The organism is Thioalkalivibrio sp. ALE10, assembly GCF_000381385.1.
In the GTDB taxonomy this organism is placed as follows: Bacteria; Pseudomonadota; Gammaproteobacteria; order Ectothiorhodospirales; family Ectothiorhodospiraceae; genus Thioalkalivibrio.
The window spans coordinates 86,265-105,428 of sequence record NZ_KB906456.1 but is presented as its reverse complement, the minus strand read 5'-3'; the positions used below and the strand labels follow the sequence as shown (position 1 = coordinate 105,428).

Genomic DNA, 19,164 nt, shown 5'->3' with positions numbered 1-19,164 from the left:
AGCTTCAGGGCAGGTTCAGAGGGGGCTCGTCGAGGGCGGCGCGCTGCTCGCGCAGCGTGAGGATGTGCTCCTCCCAGAAACGGGGCGTGTAGAACACCGGGAAGCCCTGGACGAAGGCCGGGTCGTCGGCGCGGCGTGCCAGCCAGGCTGCATGGCGCAGAATCCGCAGCGCGCGCAGGGGTGCGATCAGGGCCAGCTCGCGGCGGTCGAACGGCCGGAAGTCCTCGTAGCCCTCCAGCAGGTCCAGCAGCTGTCCGGTCATGGTCGGCGTATCGCCGGACAGGAACATCCACAGATCCTGCACCGCGGGCCCGGTGCGGGCATCGTCGAGGTCGACGAAATGCGGGCCGGCGTCGGTCCACAGCAGGTTGCCGCGATGGGTGTCGCCGTGCAGGCGGATCGCCGGGACTTCGCCCAGTATCGGCTCGAAGTCCCGCAGACGCTCGATCAGGTCGGCACTGAGGTCGCGATAGACCGATACCAGCTCCGGCGGCAGATGCTCGCCGGACAGGACATCCTCGCGGGCCGCGGTGGCCAGACCGGCAAGGTCCATGACCTCGCGATGCAGGAACGGGGCGGCGGCGCCGACGGTGTGGATGCGGCCGATGAAGCGTCCGATGCGTTCCAGCACCTCGGGCTGTTCCAGATCGGGACTGCGGCCTCCGCGCTGCGGGTACAGCGCGAAACGGAACCCGGCGTGTTCGTGGAACGTCTCACCGGTGGCATCCGCCAGCGGGGCGACTACCGGGATCTCCGCCGCCGCCAGCTCGAGGGCGAATGCGTGCTCCTCGCGGATGGCGGCATCGCTCCAGCGCCCGGGACGGTAGAACTTGCCGATCACCGGGAGCGAGCGGCCGTCGTCCCCCTCGGTGCCGATCTGGTAGACCCGGTTCTCGAAGGAATTGAGCTCCAGCAGCCGCCCGTCGCAGCGCAGCCCGGTGGATTCCACCGCATCCAGGATGCATTCGGGGGTCAGGGCGTCGTAGGGGTGGCTGCTCATGGCGCGATTGTGACACAGCCGCGACCCGTGCGGCCGCGCACGGGTCGAGCGCATATATTAGGATGACGCCATTCCATCCAGGTCTTTTTCTGCGGAGTCCCACTTGGACAAGGCAACTCTTTTCGGCGTGGTGCTGGGGCTGGCGGTGATCTTCGGCGCCATTGTCCTGAGCGGTCAGGCGGCGGATTTCTGGCATCTTCCGGCGGTGCTGATCGTGTTTGGCGGCACCATGGCCGCCACGTTCATCAAGTTCCCCTTCCGCCACGTGATGAGCTCGTTCCGCGTGGCGGTGAAGACCCTCTATCACCAGGAGGATGACCCCCGTGCCCTGATCGAGCGCACCAAGGAACTGGCGCAGGTCGCGCGCAAGAAGGGGCTGCTGGCACTGGAGGACGAGGAGACCCCCAACGAGTTCTACGCCAAGGCCCTGCAGCTGTCGGTGGACGGTTTCGAGCCCGAGCGCATCCAGCACGTGCTGCGCGAGGATCTGGAGCTGTCGCTGGAGCGTCACGAGACCGGACAGAAGGTGTTCCGGTCCATCGGCGAGCAGGCGCCCGCCTTCGGCATGATCGGAACCCTGGTCGGGCTGGTGCAGATGCTGGGCAACCTGGAGAGCCCGGAAGCGGTCGGCCCCGGCATGGCGGTGGCTCTTCTGACAACGCTTTACGGCGCGATCTTCGCGCAGCTTGTGGCCCTGCCCATCGCGGACAATCTGGAAATGCGGGCGCGCTCCGAGCACATCACCCGGAACCTGATCGTGGATGCGGTCAACTGCATCCACCAGGGCTTCAATTCGCGCATGATCGAGGAGATGCTGCTCCCGTACCTGCCCAGCAAGCAGCGCGAGAAGGCGGCCGAGGAGCTCGAAAAGCAGGGACAGGCCGAGGGGCAGCCTCAGGGTTCGTCTTCGTAGATGGCCGTGCGCAGGAGCAAGAAAGGCGAGGGCGGCGCACCGCGCTGGATGACCACCTTCGCCGATCTGATGGCGGTGCTGGTGGTGTTCTTCGTGATGCTTTACGCCTTTTCCACCATCGACGCGGAGAAGTACGAGCAGATGGCCGATTCGCTGCGCGAGGTGCTGGGCTCCACCGAGGTGCAGGAGGAAGTGCCCGCCATTCCGGAACCCACCGTTATCGACCTCGAAGGCCGCTCGCCGGAGCCGCGCACCGTCGAGGAGCCGGAACCCGAACCGGAATACCGCGAGCAGGACGAGATCACCGAGGCCCTGCGCGAGGCCCTGCAGGACGAGCTCGAGCAGGGGCTGATCGACATGGCGGAAGACGACGCCGGTATCCTGCTGCGCTTCGAGGAGCAGGCCGCCTTCGAGATCGGGGAAAAGGATCTGAACGTGGACTTCGTGCCGGTGCTGGAACGGGTGGCCGAAGTGCTGGCCGAGACCCCGGGCCAGATCGTGATTGCCGGGCATACCGACGACTTGCCGATCCGCAGCGAACGTTTCCGTTCCAACTGGGATCTGTCCACCGCGCGGGCGGTCTCGGTGGTGCACGTGATGGAGGACACCGGGGTGGAGCCGGCCCGCATGCGTGCCACCGGCCATGCGGATACCCGCCCGCTGCGCCCGAACGTGGATGCCGAAAGCCGCGCCCGCAACCGGCGGGTGGACGTGCTGCTGATGGACGCCGAGGACGCCGATCCGGGCGGGGGGTCGACTGACATCATCGAGGGAGACACGGGGACGAATGGGCCGGTGCCGCTGGATGAGGCCGTGCCCGAAGCCGACGGAACGGCGGGCGAGTAGTCGCGGCGCAGGGGCGCCGCCCTGCCGTCGGCACGGGATTCGTGTCGGGGCGGGCAGGGTTCGTGATAACCTTTGCATGAAGGTTATCCGAATTCATTTCATTTTCTGAATCAGCGACGTTCGACCCCGCGTATGGGTCGGCGAAGGAGTTTCGCAATGCCTGCAGTATCCCTCCCCGACGGCAGCCGCCGCGAGTTCGATCAACCCGTCACCATCATGGACGTGGCGAAGGATATCGGCACCGGCCTGGCGAAGGCGGCCGTCGCCGGCAAGGTGAATGGCGAACTGGTGGACGTGCGCCACGAGATCGACGACGACGCCGAGGTCGCGATCGTCACCGACCGCGATCCGGAAGGCGTGGAGATCATCCGCCACTCCACCGCGCATCTGATGGCGCAGGCGGTCAAGGAACTCTTTCCCGATGCCCAGGTGACCATCGGCCCGACCATCGAGAACGGGTTCTACTACGACTTCGCGTATGACCGCGGCTTCACGCCGGAAGATCTGGAAAAGATCGAGAAGCGCATGAAGGAGCTGGCGAAGCAGGATCTGCCGGTGGAGCGCTCGACCATGGACCGCGACGAAGCGGTGGAGTACTTCCGCAACATGGGTGAGGAGTACAAGGCCGAGATCATCGAATCCATCCCGCGGGGCGAGACCATCTCGCTGTACCGTCAGGGCGATTTCATCGACCTGTGCCGGGGCCCGCACATCCCGTCCACCGGCAAGCTGAAGGCCTTCAAGCTGACCAGCGTGGCCGGGGCGTACTGGCGCGGCGATTCCGACAACGAGATGCTGCAGCGCATCTATGGCACCGCGTGGCCGAACAAGCAGCAGCTGGAAGAGCATCTTCATCGCCTGAAAGAGGCGGAACGCCGCGACCATCGCAAGATCGGCGCGGAGCTGGACCTGTTCTCCATCCAGGACGAGGCCGGCGGCGGTCTGGTGTTCTGGCACCCGAAGGGCGCGCGCATCCGCCGCGAGATCGAGAACTTCTGGTACGAGATGCACGAGAAGGCCGGCTACGACTTCGTCGTGTCCCCGCATATCGCCAACCTGGAGCTGTGGCACACCTCCGGCCACGCCGAGTTCTATGCCGACTCGATGTACGAGCCGATGCAGGACGAGCACCAGGCGTTCCAGCTCAAGCCGATGAACTGCCCGTTCCATGTGCTGATGTACAAGGACCGGCTGCATTCCTATCGCGATCTGCCGATCCGCTGGGGCGAGATGGGTACGGTGTACCGCCGCGAGATGTCCGGGGCGCTGCACGGCCTGATGCGCGTGCGCGGCTTCACCCAGGACGATGCCCACATCTTCTGCCGCGAGGACCAGATCGAGGACGAGGTGATGGGCGTGATCGACCTCACCCTGGAGACCCTGCGTACCTTCGGCTTCGAGGATTTCGACGTGAACCTGTCGACCCGGCCGGATGACGCGGTGGGATCCGACGAGATCTGGGACCACGCAACGCGCGCCCTGCGCGGTGCGATCGAGAAGAAAGGGCTGGAATACAGCCTGGACGAGGGCGGCGGCGCCTTTTACGGCCCCAAGATCGACATCAAGATCCACGACGCGATCGGCCGCCAGTGGCAGTGCTCGACCATCCAGCTCGACTTCAATCTGCCCGAGCGTTTCGACATGGAGTACGTCGCCGAGGACAACGAGCGGCGCCGCCCGATCATGATCCATCGCGCCCTGCTGGGATCGGTGGAACGCTTCTTCGGCGTGCTGATCGAGCACTACGCCGGGCATTTCCCGACCTGGCTGGCCCCGGTGCAGGCATCGGTGCTGACCATTACCGAACGCCAGGATGATTACGCCCGGGACGTGGCGCGGCGGCTGCGCGAGCAGGGCTTTCGCGTCGAGCCCGACTTGAGAAACGAAAAGATCGGCTTTAAGATCCGCGAGCACACGCTTAAGCGCGTGCCGTACCTGCTGGTGCTCGGAGACCGGGAGATGGAAGAGGGCAAGGTCGCGGTTCGTACCCGCGACGGCGAAGACCTCGGTACCATGTCCCTGGATGAACTGAGCGAACGCCTCGGGAAAGAGGTGACCAGCCGGGGCACCGGAACCTGAACTGGAGAAAAGGCCATTAGCGCAGCGAAAACCGTTCGCCTGAACGATCAGATTACGAGTTCGAAAATCCGGCTGATCGACGCCGAAGGCGAGAACCGGGGGATCACCACCAGCGAAGAGGCCCTCGACATGGCCCGCGACTCGGGGCTGGACCTGGTGGAGATCTCGCCGAACGCCGAACCGCCGGTCTGCCGGATCATGGATTACGGCAAGTACAAGTTCGAACAGTCGAAAAAGGCGCAGGAAGCCAGGAAGAAGCAGAAGCAGATCCAGATCAAGGAAGTGAAGTTCCGTCCCGGGACGGACGAGGGCGACTACAACGTCAAGCTGCGCAATCTGCGGCGCTTCCTGGAGAATGGTGACAAGGCCAAGGTCACCATCCGTTTTCGCGGGCGCGAGATGCGCCACCAGGAGCTGGGCAATCAGCTCCTGGACAAGATCGAGCAGGACGTGACCGACATCGCGGTGGTGGAGCAGCGCCCCAAGATGGAAGGACGTCAGATGATCATGGTGATGTCGCCCCGCAAGAAGCAGTAGGGCCGACATCGACAAGGGGCGGCGGGTCTCCGCATACCTGATCGCCCTTTTCACAAACGACCGGCCCTGCGGGGAACCGGTCCCAAATGCCGGAGCAGAAAATGCCGAAGATCAAGACGAACCGGGGTGCGGCCAAGCGCTTCACCCGTACGGGGTCGGGAAAGTACAAGCGGTTCCAGTCGCACCGCAGCCACATCCTGACCAAGAAGTCCACCAAGCGTAAGCGTCACCTGCGCAGCCCGGCGATGGTGCACGAGGCCGATACGGCCGCCGTGCGCAAGATGCTGCCCAACCATCGTTGAACTGACCGAGGAATCGAGACATGCCACGAGTCAAGCGCGGTGTAACCGCTCACGCCCGTCACAAGAAGGTCCTCAAGCAGGCGAAGGGGTACTACGGGGCACGCAAGAACGTCTATCGCGTTGCCAACCAGGCGGTCATCAAGGCCGGCCAGTACGCCTATCGTGACCGTCGCCAGAAAAAGCGCGACTTCCGTTCGCTGTGGATCGTCCGCATCAACGCCGCCGCGCGGCAGTTCGACCTGTCCTACAGCCGCTTCATGAGCGGTCTGAAGAAGGCCGGCATCGAGATCGACCGCAAGTCGCTGGCCGATCTGGCGGTGCACGATCTGACCGCTTTCGGCAAGCTGGCCGAACAGGCGAAAGCCGCCCAGGCGGCCTGAGATCCCGCAGGATCACCGCCGTCCCGGCCCTCCGCGCGAGGAGGGGACGGCCGGCAATCCCGGATCATGTGGGAATCCCGAAAGGGGAGGGTTCAGGCCCTCCCTTTTTTGTTTGCAAAGGGGATAGTACGTGGAGCAATTGCAGGAGCTGACCGACGAGGCGCTGGCGCGTGTCGAGGCCGCCACGGACCTCAAGGCGCTGGATGACGTTCGGGTCCATTATCTGGGCAAGAAGGGCGTGCTGACCGCCCAGCTCAAGGAGCTGGGACGGCTGCCGGCGGAAGAACGTCCGGCCGCGGGACAGGCGGTGAACGCGGCCAAGGAACGGGTGGCGGAGGCCATCGAGGCGCGCAGGACCGCGCTGGCCGAGGCCGAACGCGAGGCGCAGCTGGCGCGCGAACGGGTGGACGTAACCCTGCCGGGGCGACGGCCGGCGGGCGGGGCACTGCACCCCATCACGTCGACCATCGAACGCATCGAGCATTTCTTCGCCGGTCTCGGGTTCCGCGTGGCGGAGGGCCCGGAAGTGGAAGATGACACCCACAATTTCGAGGCCCTGAACATCCCGGCGCATCATCCGGCGCGGGCGATGCACGACACGTTCTACTTCGATGCCCACCGCGTGCTGCGTACGCATACCTCGCCGGTGCAGATTCGCGCGATGGAACAGCAGAAACCGCCGCTGCGGGCGATCGCGCCGGGGCGGGTCTACCGCTGCGATTCGGATCTGACCCACAGCCCGATGTTCCATCAGATCGAGGGGCTGTGCGTGGACGAGGACATTACCTTTGCCGATCTGCGCGGGGTCCTGGATGCGTTTCTGCGCGGCTTCTTCGAACGCGATGACCTGGCCACGCGCTTCCGGCCGTCGTATTTTCCCTTCACCGAGCCCTCGGCCGAGGTGGACATCCAGTGCGTGCACTGCGGCGGCGACGGTTGCCGCGTATGCAAGCACACCGGCTGGCTCGAGGTGATGGGCTGCGGGATGGTGCATCCCAACGTACTGGGCCATGTCGGGATCGACCCCGAGGAATACACCGGGTTCGCGTTCGGCCTGGGCGTGGAGCGCATGGCCATGCTGCGCCACGGCGTCAATGACCTCCGGCTGTTCTTCGACAACGACATCCGCTTCATCGGGCAATTCGGGCAGGCAGGCTAATGCGCATCAGTATCGAATGGCTGCAGGACTGGCTGCAGATCGACGAGACCCCGCAGGATCTCGGGCACCGGCTGACCATGGCCGGGCTGGAGCTGGACGCCATCGAGCCGGCGGCGCCGGCGTTCCACGGCGTGCGGGTTGGCCGCGTCACCGCGGTGGAGCCGCACCCGGACGCCGATCGCCTGCGGGTGTGTCAGGTGGAGGCGGGCGAGGCCGAACCGCTGAACATCGTCTGCGGCGCACCCAATGTCTATACGGGGATGGTGGCGCCGGTCGCGGTGGTCGGGGCGGAGCTGCCGGGCGAGTTCCGCATCAAGCGCTCGAAGCTGCGCGGCGTGGCCTCCGAAGGGATGCTCTGTTCCGCACGCGAGATCGGCCTGGCCGAGGACGCCGAGGGCCTCCTGGATCTGCCCGCGGACCTGGAAGTCGGCAGCGACCTGCGCACGGCGCTGGGGCTGGATGATCATGTGCTGGAGGTCGACCTGACGCCCAATCGCGCGGACTGTCTGGGCATGCGCGGGATCGCCCGCGAGTGCTCGGCCCTGCTGGACCGGCCGCTGCAGGTCCGCCCGGCGCCCGCGGTGGAGGCGACGCTGGATCGACGTGTGCGCGTGACCGTCGACGATGCGCAGGCCTGTCCGATCTATTCGGGGCGGATCCTTGAGGGTCTGGATGCCCGGGCACCCACGCCGCTGTGGATGTCCGAACGCCTGCGCCGGGCCGGGGTGCGCCCGCTCTCCGCGATTGTCGACGTGACCAACTACGTGATGCTGGAGCTGGGTCAGCCGCTGCATGCCTTCGATGCCGACCGTGCCGGCGAAGTGATTCGCGTGCGTCGGGGCGGCGAGGGCGAGTCCCTGACCTTGCTGGGCGGCGAGCAGACGGTGGAGCTGTCGCCACGGGACCTGGTGATTGCCGGAGAGACACAGCCGCTGGCGCTGGCCGGAATCATGGGTGGAGCGGCTTCGGCGGTGGATGACGAGACGACCCGGGTGGTCCTGGAATGTGCCCATTTCGCGCCGCGTGCGCTGGCGGGCCGGGCGCGCGAACACGGACTGCATACCGATGCGTCGCACCGTTTCGAGCGGGGTGTGGATCCCACTCTGGTGCCGCGCGCGATGGAGCGGGCCACCGAGCTGTTGCTGGCGATCTGCGGCGGCGCCTGCGGGCCCGTGGAGACGGCCGGCGACATCCCGTCGACGCACGATGAACGGCCGATCACCCTCCGCGCCGGACGCATTGAGCGTCTGCTCGGGGTCGCCCTGGAGGACGGTGAGGTGGAGCGCATCCTGCGGGCGCTGGACTGCGTGGTGGAGCCCGGTGGCGACGGCACCTGGCGGGTGTTGGCTCCGCGTGCGCGCTTCGACCTGGAGCGCGAGGAAGACCTGATCGAGGAACTGGCGCGGGTGCACGGGTATGACCGTCTGCCGCGCACCCTGCCGGGCGCGGTGCCGCCGGTGACGCCGCCGGGTGGCCTGAAGGCGCTGCGGGAAGGCCTGACCCGGCGCGGGTTCCACGAAGTGATCAGTTTCAGCTTCATCGACCGCGAGGTCTCGCAGCGCTTCTATCCCGAGGTGGAGCCGCTGGCACTGGCCAACCCCATCGCCTCCGACATGAGCGTGATGCGCCCCGGCCTGTGGCCGGGGCTGGTGAGCACGGCCGCATGGAACACGGCCCGGCAGCAGTACGACCTGCGGCTGTTCGAACACGGCCTGCGCTTCGTGCCCGGGCCTTCCGGTCTGTCCCAGGAACCCCGGCTGGCCGGGCTGCTGAGCGGACGGGCCATGCCCGAGCACTGGGAGACGGCATCCCGCGAGCTGGACTTCTTCGACGCGAAGGGCGAGGTGGAGACCCTTTGCGGCAACCTGGCGGAGCCGTTGCGTTTCCGCGCGGAAAAGCATCCCGCGCTGCACGATGGTCAGAGTGCCCGTGTGCTGGCCGGTGAACAGGCGATCGGATGGGTGGGCAAGCTGCATCCGTCGCTGGCGGAGCGCTTCGACCTCGGGGCGCCGGTGTTCCTGTTCGACCTGGATGCACGGACCGTCAGTACCGACCCGGTAGCGCAGTTCCGGCCCTTGTCGGCTTATCCCTCGATCCGGCGGGATCTGGCCCTGGTCGTGCAGGAGGACGTGCCTGCCGGGGATCTGCTGGCGGCGATCGGCGAACTCGAGCTGGAGCTGCTGCGTGACGTCCGGCTGTTCGATGTCTACCAGGGCAAGGGCCTGAATCCGGACGAGAAGAGTCTGGCTCTGGGCTTGATTTTGCAGGCATTTGATCGCACGCTTGATGACTCCGATGTGACCGCCGTGACCGATGCGGTGGTGGCGCACCTCGAAAGCCGGTTCAATGCGACCCTGAGGCACTGATCGATGGCAGCTGTGACCAAGGCGGATCTGGCCGCCACGCTGAACGAGGAACTGGGCCTGAACAAGCGCGAGGCCAAGGAATTCGTCGAAATGTTCTTCGAGGAGATGCGGCAGTCGCTGGAAGACGGCGAGGGCGTGAAACTCTCGGGGTTCGGCAATTTCGTGCTGCGCGACAAGAACCAGCGCCCGGGGCGCAATCCCAAGACCGGCGAAGAGATCCCGGTCTCCGCGCGCCGGGTCGTGACCTTCCGCCCGGGCCAGAAACTGCGCGAACGGGTCGAGAGCTATGCTGGAAGCGAGTAATCACCAGGAGCTGCCGGCGATCCCGGGCAAGCGGTATTTCACCATCGGGGAAGTCGCCGAGCTGTGCCTGGTCAAGCCGCACGTGCTGCGTTACTGGGAGCAGGAGTTCCCGATGCTGGAGCCGGTCAAGCGGCGCGGCAACCGGCGGTACTACCAGCGTCAGGACGTCATCCTGATCCGCCAGATCCGCGCGCTGCTGTACGAAGAAGGCTATACCATCAGCGGCGCGCGGCAGAAGCTCTCCGGGGATGAGGCGCGCGAGGATCACCAGCAGGCCCGGCAGATCATCCAGGACACGATCCAGGAGCTGGAGTCGGTACTGAAGGTGCTGCGGAACTGAGCCATGCGGCGGCCACCCGGGATCGCCCCCCTTTCGCGATCGGCCGCACTCGATTACCATATGTCGCGTTCGGGGCGTAGCGCAGTCTGGTAGCGCATCTGCATGGGGTGCAGAGGGTCGCAGGTTCAAATCCTGCCGTCCCGACCAATACAGCCAAAAGGCCGCCGGGGTTTGCCCCGGCGGCCTTTTTTGTGTCCTCCGATCTGCAGTTTGGCCGCAGTCGGGAAGCCGGGTGCTCACTGCATGTAGGAATACCCTTCCTGCTGCAGGTGGATGATCTCGGAGTCGGCCATGGGGACGATCTCCACGAACCCGTGCACGTCCTCGGGCTCGATGCCGCGCAGGGCGGCGGAGGCCTCGCACATGCGGATGTCGATGTTGCCGGCGCGGGTCAGGGACTCGGCGCGGCGCATCAGGTCACGATGTTCATCGAACTGATCGCGGGTGAAGAAGGGCACCTCGCGGCCGTGCAGCACCAGCACGATGTGTGAATCGAACGGATCGGCCTCGTAGACGTTGTTGAGCATGCTGACGCGGTCGAGGACGAAATCCATCTCGTCCGCGGTATCCACGGCCACGTCATATACCACGCGGGCCGGTTCGTACTCCTTCTGGTTGACCTCGGCGGAGCCCCAGGGCATGTCGTCCTGTGCCGGGGCGGTCAGCGGGGCGCCCAGCAGGAGTGCCCCGGCGACCAGGCTGGCGAGCGGACCGATACGGCTTGCGTGTGCGGACATCACGTTCTCCCTTGCAATGTGGGCTGGCTATACCAGCAAGACGCATGGACGGGCCGGATCCATTCCGTCAGCGTGTGCGTCAGCGTGGGGGCTCGCCCGGCCCGCGGGCGTGTTCTTCGGGGCTGCGGGCGTGCAGCACGCGTTCCAGCAGTTGTTCGGCGGCCATGCCGATCCGCCGGCCGATCGGTTGCGCGCGGGTATAGGAGACCTCGAAGACCTCGGCGTCACGCGCCAGTTTCATCAACAGGTCGTCGCTGGTGCCGATCTCGTCGGCCAGCCCCAGGGCGCGGGCCTGGTCCCCGTACCAGTGTTCGCCGGTGGCGACCCGGTCCAGTTCCAGCTGCGGGCGGTAGCGCTGCAGGAACTGCTTGAACAGTTCGTGGGTTTCGTCGAGGTGATCCTGGAACTTGCGCCGGGCGGCGTCGGTATTCTCGCCGAACACGGTCAGGGTGCGCTTGTAGTCCCCGGCGGTCAGCAGTTCGAAGTCGATGTCGTGGCGGTCGAGCCAGCGATGGAGGTTGGGGATCTGCGCCACCACCCCGATGGAGCCGAGGATGGCGAACGGGGCGGCGACGATGCGATGGCCGACCGCGGCCATCATGTAGCCGCCACTGGCGGCCACGCGGTCGACCACCACGGTGAGATCCAGCCCTGCCTCGCGCAGGCGTCCGAGCTGCGAGGCGGCCAGCCCGTAGGACGGCACCATGCCACCGGGGCTCTCGAGGCACACCACGGCCTGGTCGCGGCCGGGCTCGGCCAGGGTGAGTACGGCGGTGATTTCTTCGCGCAGGTTGTCCACCGCCGACGCCCGAATGTCGCCCTGAAAACGCAGCACGAACACCCGCGGCGCGGGGGCCTCTTCGTGTTCAAGTTCGATCACGGTGGGTGATTCGCTGACCGGCTTTCCGCCGGGTGCGGAAGAAGCGGACGGGTCGGCCGGCGATTCGGCGGTGTCGGCGTCGCTTTTCCCGGCGGATTCCGGCGACCCATCGGGGGTCCCGTTGCCCTGGCCGTTGCCATTGCCATTGCCATCAAAGGCGTGTCCGGGGTGGCGGCGCCGGCGCAGGCGGTCTCGCAGGCGCTGCAGGCGAGTGCGCGGGCCTTCCACCGCGCGGCGCACGGTCTTTTCCATGCGTGCGTAGCGGTCGTTCAGGCGTTTGACGTTGAGCTGGTCGGGCCGGCGCTCGCGGCTGCGGGCAATCAGCCCGACAAAGGCGCTCATCAGGATCAGCACCGCCATGACGGCGGTGACGACCTTGGCGAAGAACAGTCCGTAATCCTGCAGCAGTTCCATGCGATTCCTCGGGGTCGGCGGGTGGTCGACGCATCGTCTGTGCGTGCCATAATGCCACCATGATTGCTTCTGACGCTTGGGACCCGCGCGCTCCGGGTCGTTTTCATGGTTGCGAGGATGCCGGCGGGCCGGAACCCGAGCCGGTGGTCTACCGCGATGTGCCGGTGCTGACGCTGCGTCAGGTCGACGAATGGAACGGCCAGCCCAAGGGCACGGCGTTCCGCATGTTCCGGGCCCGCGAGGGTGAGCTGGAAGAGGGGCGTGACTTCTTCCTGATCCGGCGGGGCGAGGAGCCCGAGCTTGCCGAGCAATGGCGTGCGGCCGGCACCATCTATCCGTCGACCGTGCACGTGGTCCTGCTGGGGACGCGGGCGGTGGAGCGCATGCGTGCGGAATGGCATGCGCGCACGCACAGCCCGGACTGCGGATGTCCCGGGTAACCCTCGAGCAGTGGCGCATGCTCAAGGCGGTGGTGGATGCGGGCGGTTTCGCCCGCGCCGCCGAGCGGGTGCACAAGAGCGCCTCCAGCGTGAATCACGCGGTGCAGAAGCTGGAGGAACAGCTGGGGGTCGAGGTCTTCGAGCTGCAGGGCCGCAAGGCGGAACTGACGCCGGCGGGCCATGCGCTGCTGCGGCGCGCGGAACACCTGCTCGAGGAGGCCGCGGACATCGAGGCCCTGGCCGGCGCGCTGGCCACCGGTGTGGAATCGGAACTGCACCTGGCGGTGGAGCAGATCATCCCCGCCGCGCGGGTCATCCACGCCCTGGAGGCGTTTTCGCGCGAACAGCCGGCGACCCGCATCCAGCTGCACGAGGTGGTGCTGGAGGACGGTCCGCAGCGCCTGGAGCAGGGGCGCGTGGACATGCTGCTGGCGCCCCAGGTGCCCTCGGATTTCCTGGCGCAGGAAATCGGGGAACAGACCATGGTGTGTGTCGCTCATCCGGGGCACCCGCTGGCGACCTCCGGCGCTCCCCTGACGCGTCGCAATCTGCGCCCGCACCGCCAGGTGGTGCTGCGCGATTCGGGTGCCCGTGGCAACGGTGAAGGCGGCTGGCTGGACGCCGATCAGCGCTGGACCGTGGGGCATGTGTCCACGGTGCTGGAGGTGCTGCGTTCCGGGGTCGGGTTTGCCTGGGTCCCGCTGGACCGGGTCGCCGCGGATCTGGACGCCGGGCGCCTGACGGAACTGCCGCTGGAGGCGGGCGGGCGTGTGCGCGTCCCGTTCTATCTGACGCTTGCCGATGGTGACGCGGCCGGCGTCGCCGGGCGGGCGCTGGCTGACGCGCTGCGCACGGCCTTTCAAACTTCGCCAACCTCGACCGGGATGGATCCATAACCCATGTGCGGAATCGCCGGAGAATTTGTCTGGGGCGAATGGCGCGCGAACGCGGATGCGGTCGCGCGCATGCTGCCCTGTCTGGAACGCCGCGGCCCGGATGCCGATGGCCTGTGGGCCTCGGGCCGGGTGGCGCTGGGACACCGGCGGCTGTCCATCCTGGACCTGTCGCAGCGGGCGCATCAGCCGATGTTCGACCCCGAGACCGGGCTATCTCTGGTGTTCAACGGGGCGATCTACAACTTCCGCGCGCTGCGCAGCGAGCTCGAGGGGCGCGGTCACCGGTTCTTCTCCAGCGGTGATACGGAGGTGATCCTGCGCGGGTATGCCGAATGGGGCGAGGGCGTGGTGGCGCGGCTGCACGGCATGTTTGCCTTCGCGCTGTTCGACGGGGAACACCAGCGCCTGCTGCTGGCACGCGATCGCATGGGCATCAAGCCGCTGTATCTCGCGCGCACCGGCGACGGGGTCCGGTTTGCCTCCAATACCGCGGCCCTGCTGGCCGGCGGCGGCGTGGATACCGAGCTGGATCCCGAGGGCCTGCACATGCTGTTCTCGCTGCATGCGGTGGTGCCGGCGCCGCGTACGGTGTTGCGGGGCGTGCGCAAGCTGGAACCCGGTCATTACATCACCATCGATGCGCGCGGCCAGGAGCGCCGCGAGTGTTACTGGCAACTGCAGGCCCGGCGCCCGGCGGAAGCGGTCGGCGACGCGGAATGGCAGGAGCGCATCGAACACGGCCTGCGCCGCGCGGTGCGCCGCCGACTGGAAGTGGCGGACGTCCCGGTGGGGGTGCTGCTGTCGGGCGGCCTGGATTCCTCGCTGCTGGTTGCGCTGGCGATGGAGGAGGGTGCGCAGGATCTGCGGACATTTACTGTCGGCTTCGAGGACCAGCCGGAAGAAAAGGGCTCCGAGTTCGAGTATTCCGATCCGGTGGCGGAGCGTTACGCGACCGATCATCAGGCCACGCTGATCCCCAACGATCAGGTGCTCGCACGGCTGCCGGAGGCGGTGGAGGCCATGGCCGAGCCGATGTTCGGGCAGGATGCGGTGGCCTTCTATCTGCTGTCCGAACAGGTCTCGCAGCACGTGAAGGTGGTGCAGTCGGGCCAGGGGGCAGACGAGGTGTTCGGCGGCTATTTCTGGTACCCGCGGATGGCGGAGGACCGCCACGGCGACTGGGTCGAGCGATTCCGCCGGCACTACTTCGACCGCGATCACCCGGAGATGGCCGAGATGCTGCGTCATCCGCCGGCGGACGACATCACCGGGGACTGGCTGCGCGAGCAGTTCCGCCAGTTCGAGACCGACCGTGCGGACTCGTTCATCGACGCGGTACTGGCGCTGGACGTGACCACGTTGATCGTCGACGACCCGGTCAAGCGCGTGGACAACATGACCATGGCCTTCGGGCTGGAGGCGCGGGTGCCGTTCCTGGATCACGAGCTGGTGGAGACCGCCGCCGCGATGCCACCGCATCTGAAACTGGGCGACGGCGGCAAGGACGTCCTGCGGCGCATCGCCCGCGGCCGTCTGCCGGACACGGTGCTGGACCGGCCCAAGGGCTATTTCCCGGTGCCGGCCCTGAAATACGTGCGCGGCGAGTTCCTCGAGTTCATGCGCGACATCCTCAACTCGCGTGCGGCGCGCGAGCGCGGACTGTATCAGCCGGCCTACATCGACAAGCTGCTGGACGCCCCGGACCAGTATTTCACCCGCATCCAGGGCTCCAAGCTGTGGCACGCGGCGCTGCTGGAGTACTGGCTGCAGGTCCACGTGGATGGCTGAATGCCGTGCCGGAGCGGGCAGGGGATCGGTCAGGGGGCTGACCTCCCACCCGCCTCAGATTTCCTTCAGGCGCGGCATCAGCATGGTCAGGTTGCAGGGCATGGTGCGGTCGTCGAGCTGGGCGCGGATGATGCGATCCCAGGCGGTGCGGCAGGCGCCGGTGGAGCCGGGCAGCACGAAGATGTAAGTACCGTTGGCCACGCCGGACAGGGCGCGCGACTGCAGGCTGGAGGTGCCGATATCTTCCCACGACAGCATGCGGAACAGCTCGCCGAAGCCTTCGATCGTCTTGTCCAGCAGCACCGAAACCGCCTCGGGTGTCCCGTCGCGGCCGGTGATGCCGGTGCCCCCGGTGGTCAGGATGGCGTCGATCTGCGGGTCCGCGATCCAGCGCGAAACCACCGCGCGCAGGGCGTAGATATCATCCGGCCGGATGTCGCGCTCCGCGAGCCGATGGCCGGCCTTTTCCAGCCGTTCCACCAGCGCGTCCCCGGAGCGGTCCTCGGCGGTGGAACGGCTGTCGGAGACGGTCAGTATGGCGATGTTCAGGGGCGTGGTGACGGCATCCCCGGTCTCACGGCCGGCGTTATCACCGGCTTCGGGCGTGTGCGTGCTCATGGCGGTTTCCGCTTGGTGTATCGTGGGCGGTCATCATAAACAGTGGCAGGACTCGATGCAGGAACGGGTACAGAAGGTCCTCGCGGCCCGCGGGCTGGGTTCGCGGCGCGAGATCGAGGGGTGGATCGAACGCGGCGAGGTGCAGATCAACCAGCGCACCGCCGCGCTGGGGGATCGCGTGGGTCCGGATGACGTGATCCGGGTGCGCGGCCGCGTGGTCACGCGACCGGAATATCCGCATCGCTGGATCGCCTATCACAAGCCGGTCGGCGAGATCTGTTCGCGCTCCGATCCCGAGGGACGGCGTCCGGTGTTCGCCAGCCTGCCGAAGCTCAAGGGCCAGCGCTGGGTTGCGGTGGGCCGCCTGGACCTCAACACCTCCGGGTTGCTGCTGTTCACCACCGACGGCGAACTGGCCAACGCCCTGATGCATCCGGCCGGTGCGATGGAACGTGAATATGCCGTGCGCGTGCTGGGGGAAGTCCCGGAAGAGACCCGGCGGATGCTGCTGGAGGGCGTTGAACTGGAGGATGGTCCGGCCCGTTTCGATGCGCTGGAGGCCGGTGGCGGCGACGGGGCGAACCAGTGGTATCACGTGATCGTGAGCGAGGGGCGTAATCGCCTGGTGCGGCGCCTGTGGGACGCGGTCGGGGTCACGGTCAGCCGCCTGATCCGGGTGCGCTACGGTCCGGTGGTGCTGGGGCGCGGGCTGAAATCGGGCGCTGCGCGTGACCTCGAGGTGGGCGAAGTGGCCGCGCTGTATCGCGAGGCGGGGCTGAATGTGCCGGAGAACCTGCAGCCGCCGCAGAAACGTCGCGGCACACGGCCGAAAAAGAAAAAGGGCGGGGCAGCCGGTGGTCGCGACAAGGGCGAGGGCTGGAGTTCGTCACGTCCGGGTGCCGGGGCGAAGACCGCAAAATCCGGCAAGCCCGGCGCGCGCCAGGGCAGGGGAGCGCGCAGCGGACGCGGCCGGCCGGGGCGCTGACTCATGATCGACGGGACTGACACCGCGGCGCCGGACTGCCGTACGGTGCTGGAGCGGCTGCATGCGCATTATGGCCCGTTGCACTGGTGGCCCGCCGAGACCGCGTTCGAGGTCATGGTCGGGGCGGTGCTGACGCAGAACACGGCCTGGAGCAACGTGGAGCGCGCGCTTGCGGCCCTGCGCGAGGCGGATGCGCTGACGCCGGCGGGGATGGCGGCCCTGGAGCCGGAGGAACTGGCCGAGCGGATCCGCCCGTCGGGGTATTACAACGTCAAGGCCGGGCGCCTGCGGCACCTGCTGGCGTTCCTCGAGCGGACGGGCGGGATCGAGGCGCTGTCTGCGCTGGAGACCGGGTCACTGCGGGAGGCCCTGCTGGGGGTGAAGGGCATCGGTCCGGAAACGGCCGATGACATCGTGCTGTACGCCTTCCACCGCCCGGTGTTCGTCGTGGATGCCTACACCCGGCGACTGTTCGAACGCCTCGGGCGACCGCATGCGCGGGACGGCTACGAGACGCTGCGGGCTTCGGTGGAGGCCGAGCTGGGTGCGGATACCGTGGCGTTCAACGAACTGCATGCGCTGATCGTGGAGCACGGCAAACAGCGCTGTCGGCCACGGCCGCTGTGCGACGGCTGTCCGCTGGGGGATCGCTGTTACGGGGTTGTCACGGGCTGATGCGCCACGCGGAGCGGCACCGGCGGGTGCGGCTCAGAGGTCGTCATCCAGCCGCTGCAGGTGCCGGTACAGGCTGCGCTCGCTGAGTCCCAGACGCGCCGCCAGCGAGCGCCGGTCGCCCCGATGCACGGTGGCCGCGTAACGCAGGTATTCGCGTTCCACTTCCTCCAGCGGGCGGATCTCGCCGCCGGCCAGCGCGCGCGGCGGCGGCAGATCGCGGTCGTCGACGCCTTCGGTCACCTCGGTGCCCAGGTGTTCCGCACGGATCTCCTCGCCGTCGCTGAGCAGCGCGGCGCGTTCCAGGATATTGCGCAGCTCGCGGATGTTGCCGGGGAAGGGATAGCGTTCCAGCACCTCGCGCGCGCCCTGACTGAGATACGGGCGGGCCGGCAGTTCGAGGCGCTCGAACAGGGCCTGGGACAGGATCGGGATGTCGGCCTTGCGTTCGCGCAGCGGCGGTACGCGAATGGGAAAGGTGCTCAGCCGGTAATAGAGGTCCTCGCGAAATTCCCCTTCGCGGACCAGCTGGCGGAGATCACGGTGCGAGGCACAGACCAGGCGGAAATCGGCGCGCCGCGGTTCGGTGCTGCCCACCCGCCGGAAGGTCCGGGTCTCCAGCAGGCGCAGCAGCTTGACCTGCAGCCCGTGGGGCACGTCGCCGATCTCGTCGAGGAACAGCGTGCCACCGGCGGCGGACTCCACCAGCCCGGCCTTGGCATGGGTGGCCCCGGTGAAGGCCCCGCGTTCATGGCCGAAGAGCTCGCTTTCGAACAGGGTCTCGGTCAGGCCGGAGCATTCCACCGGCACGAACGGGCCTTCCGCGCGGCGGCTCTGGTCGTGCACGGCACGGGCCACCAGCTCCTTGCCGGTGCCCGACTCGCCCTGCAGCAGCACCGATGCCTCGCTGGGCGCGACCCGGCTGACCAGCCCCAGCATCTCGTTGAAGGCGGCGGACTGTCCGACCAGCCCCTGTTCCCCGGCCTGCGGCGACGAGACCGGAAGGTGGTGCAGGACCTCGATCAGGTAGCGCAGCTTGCCGTCGGAACCGTGGATCGGGAACATCTCGACGTCCACGTGTTCCTTGCCGCGAGCCGTGTGGTGGACGTGCAGCGTGCGGTTGGGCTTGCCGGTGGCCAGGGTGTCACGCAGAGGGCAGGTCTCGCCCGCTTCGTCACAGGGCCGCCGGAAGTCGTGCGAGGCTTCGTAGCAGCGTTGCCCGTTGCCCCCGGCATCTACCTCGTACAGATGCCGATAGGCCTGATTGGCACCCAGGATGTCGTAATCCGGCGACAGCAGGATGGCGGGCTCCTGAAACACGTCGAGGATGCTGACCACCTCGTCGCGGTCCAGGCCGCGTGTCCATTGAGGCACGGATTCTGTGGGCAACTTTTCGTTCACGATGCTGACGGCTCCGGTGTCCGGGAATGGGTCCCTGCGCGATGCAGTGTCTCCCGTGTTCCCGGTTGGAGTCATGTTCCCGCATCGTGTTCCGGTGCTCCGCAAACA

20 protein-coding genes and 1 tRNA gene are annotated in these 19,164 nt (G+C 67.2%); 16 read left to right on the top strand and 5 right to left on the bottom strand.

Features of this window, described 5'->3' with window-relative positions; translation table 11 throughout:
• Positions 1–4: 4 nt before the first annotated feature.
• Positions 5–1,000, bottom strand: a complete 996-nt coding sequence (locus F788_RS0111605; protein WP_231372052.1) for a serine/threonine protein kinase — start codon at positions 998–1,000, stop codon at positions 5–7.
• Positions 1,001–1,103: 103 nt separating this feature from the next.
• Between F788_RS0111605 and F788_RS0111600 the strand changes: the two genes are divergently transcribed.
• The 11 genes from F788_RS0111600 to F788_RS0111550 all read left to right on the top strand — a co-directional run bounded on the left by F788_RS0111600 (position 1,104) and on the right by F788_RS0111550 (position 10,372).
• Positions 1,104–1,913 carry a motility protein A gene (locus tag F788_RS0111600; RefSeq protein ID WP_018869315.1) on the top strand — a complete coding sequence of 270 codons (810 nt, stop codon included), beginning with the start codon at positions 1,104–1,106 and terminating at the stop codon, positions 1,911–1,913.
• The gene (locus tag F788_RS0111595; RefSeq protein ID WP_081622835.1) at positions 1,914–2,759 is read left to right on the top strand and encodes a flagellar motor protein MotB; all 846 of its coding nucleotides are present in this window, start codon (positions 1,914–1,916) and stop codon (positions 2,757–2,759) included.
• Positions 2,760–2,915: 156 nt separating this feature from the next.
• Positions 2,916–4,838: a threonine--tRNA ligase gene (thrS, locus tag F788_RS0111590; RefSeq protein ID WP_019590255.1), complete on the top strand. Its 1,923-nt coding sequence runs from the start codon at positions 2,916–2,918 to the stop codon at positions 4,836–4,838.
• Positions 4,839–4,853: 15 nt separating this feature from the next.
• Positions 4,854–5,375 carry a translation initiation factor IF-3 gene (infC, locus tag F788_RS0111585; RefSeq protein ID WP_081621759.1) on the top strand — a complete coding sequence of 174 codons (522 nt, stop codon included), beginning with the start codon at positions 4,854–4,856 and terminating at the stop codon, positions 5,373–5,375.
• A 101-nt stretch (positions 5,376–5,476) separates the two neighbouring features.
• Positions 5,477–5,677, top strand: coding sequence for a 50S ribosomal protein L35 (gene rpmI, locus F788_RS0111580; protein ID WP_018869319.1), 201 nt, complete (start codon positions 5,477–5,479; stop codon positions 5,675–5,677).
• Between the two features lie 20 nt (positions 5,678–5,697).
• Positions 5,698–6,057 (top strand): 50S ribosomal protein L20, encoded by a 360-nt coding sequence (gene rplT / locus F788_RS0111575; protein WP_018869320.1) that lies wholly within the window; start codon positions 5,698–5,700, stop codon positions 6,055–6,057.
• Positions 6,058–6,187: 130 nt separating this feature from the next.
• Complete coding sequence (gene pheS / locus F788_RS0111570) at positions 6,188–7,216, top strand: phenylalanine--tRNA ligase subunit alpha (protein WP_019590254.1); 1,029 nt, start codon at positions 6,188–6,190, stop codon at positions 7,214–7,216.
• Positions 7,216–9,582, top strand: coding sequence for a phenylalanine--tRNA ligase subunit beta (gene pheT / locus F788_RS0111565; protein WP_019590253.1), 2,367 nt, complete (start codon positions 7,216–7,218; stop codon positions 9,580–9,582). Before pheS ends, pheT begins: the two co-directional genes overlap by 1 nt.
• 3 nt (positions 9,583–9,585) lie before the next feature.
• Positions 9,586–9,885 (top strand): integration host factor subunit alpha, encoded by a 300-nt coding sequence (locus F788_RS0111560; protein ID WP_024329755.1) that lies wholly within the window; start codon positions 9,586–9,588, stop codon positions 9,883–9,885.
• On the top strand, positions 9,869–10,225 hold the full coding sequence (locus F788_RS0111555; RefSeq protein WP_019021987.1) for a MerR family transcriptional regulator: 357 nt from the start codon (positions 9,869–9,871) through the stop codon (positions 10,223–10,225). The genes F788_RS0111560 and F788_RS0111555 overlap by 17 nt, the downstream gene beginning before the upstream one ends.
• A gap of 70 nt (positions 10,226–10,295) precedes the next feature.
• Positions 10,296–10,372: transfer RNA gene (locus F788_RS0111550), tRNA-Pro, on the top strand.
• Positions 10,373–10,461: 89 nt separating this feature from the next.
• Here the strand turns inward: F788_RS0111550 and F788_RS0111545 are convergent.
• Positions 10,462–10,962: a DsrE family protein gene (locus tag F788_RS0111545; protein WP_018869325.1), complete on the bottom strand. Its 501-nt coding sequence runs from the start codon at positions 10,960–10,962 to the stop codon at positions 10,462–10,464.
• Positions 10,963–11,041: 79 nt separating this feature from the next.
• Positions 11,042–12,256 carry a protease SohB gene (sohB, locus tag F788_RS0111540; RefSeq protein ID WP_019590252.1) on the bottom strand — a complete coding sequence of 405 codons (1,215 nt, stop codon included), beginning with the start codon at positions 12,254–12,256 and terminating at the stop codon, positions 11,042–11,044.
• Between the two features lie 59 nt (positions 12,257–12,315).
• On the opposite strand from sohB, the gene F788_RS0111535 reads away from it, so the two are divergent.
• From F788_RS0111535 to F788_RS0111525, 3 genes are read left to right on the top strand one after another with little or no spacing between them, the layout of a single operon-like run.
• Complete coding sequence (locus F788_RS0111535; RefSeq protein ID WP_028491127.1) at positions 12,316–12,696, top strand: hypothetical protein; 381 nt, start codon at positions 12,316–12,318, stop codon at positions 12,694–12,696.
• Positions 12,684–13,592, top strand: a complete 909-nt coding sequence (locus F788_RS0111530) for a LysR family transcriptional regulator (protein WP_018869328.1) — start codon at positions 12,684–12,686, stop codon at positions 13,590–13,592. Before F788_RS0111535 ends, F788_RS0111530 begins: the two co-directional genes overlap by 13 nt.
• 3 nt (positions 13,593–13,595) lie before the next feature.
• Positions 13,596–15,380, top strand: a complete 1,785-nt coding sequence (locus tag F788_RS0111525; RefSeq protein ID WP_019590251.1) for an N-acetylglutaminylglutamine amidotransferase — start codon at positions 13,596–13,598, stop codon at positions 15,378–15,380.
• Positions 15,381–15,434: 54 nt separating this feature from the next.
• On the opposite strand, the gene moaB is transcribed toward F788_RS0111525, so the two are convergent.
• Positions 15,435–15,998, bottom strand: coding sequence for a molybdenum cofactor biosynthesis protein B (gene moaB / locus F788_RS0111520; RefSeq protein ID WP_019590250.1), 564 nt, complete (start codon positions 15,996–15,998; stop codon positions 15,435–15,437).
• A 55-nt stretch (positions 15,999–16,053) separates the two neighbouring features.
• Between moaB and rluB the strand changes: the two genes are divergently transcribed.
• Positions 16,054–16,983, top strand: a complete 930-nt coding sequence (gene rluB / locus F788_RS0111515; RefSeq protein ID WP_019590249.1) for a 23S rRNA pseudouridine(2605) synthase RluB — start codon at positions 16,054–16,056, stop codon at positions 16,981–16,983.
• Positions 16,984–16,986: 3 nt separating this feature from the next.
• Entirely contained in the window at positions 16,987–17,658 is a 672-nt protein-coding gene (locus F788_RS0111510; protein ID WP_019021993.1) for an endonuclease III domain-containing protein, read from the top strand.
• Positions 17,659–17,691: 33 nt separating this feature from the next.
• Here the strand turns inward: F788_RS0111510 and F788_RS0111505 are convergent, their stop codons facing one another.
• Positions 17,692–19,056, bottom strand: coding sequence for a sigma-54-dependent Fis family transcriptional regulator (locus F788_RS0111505; RefSeq protein WP_019021994.1), 1,365 nt, complete (start codon positions 19,054–19,056; stop codon positions 17,692–17,694).
• Between the last annotated feature and the right edge of the window lie 108 nt (positions 19,057–19,164).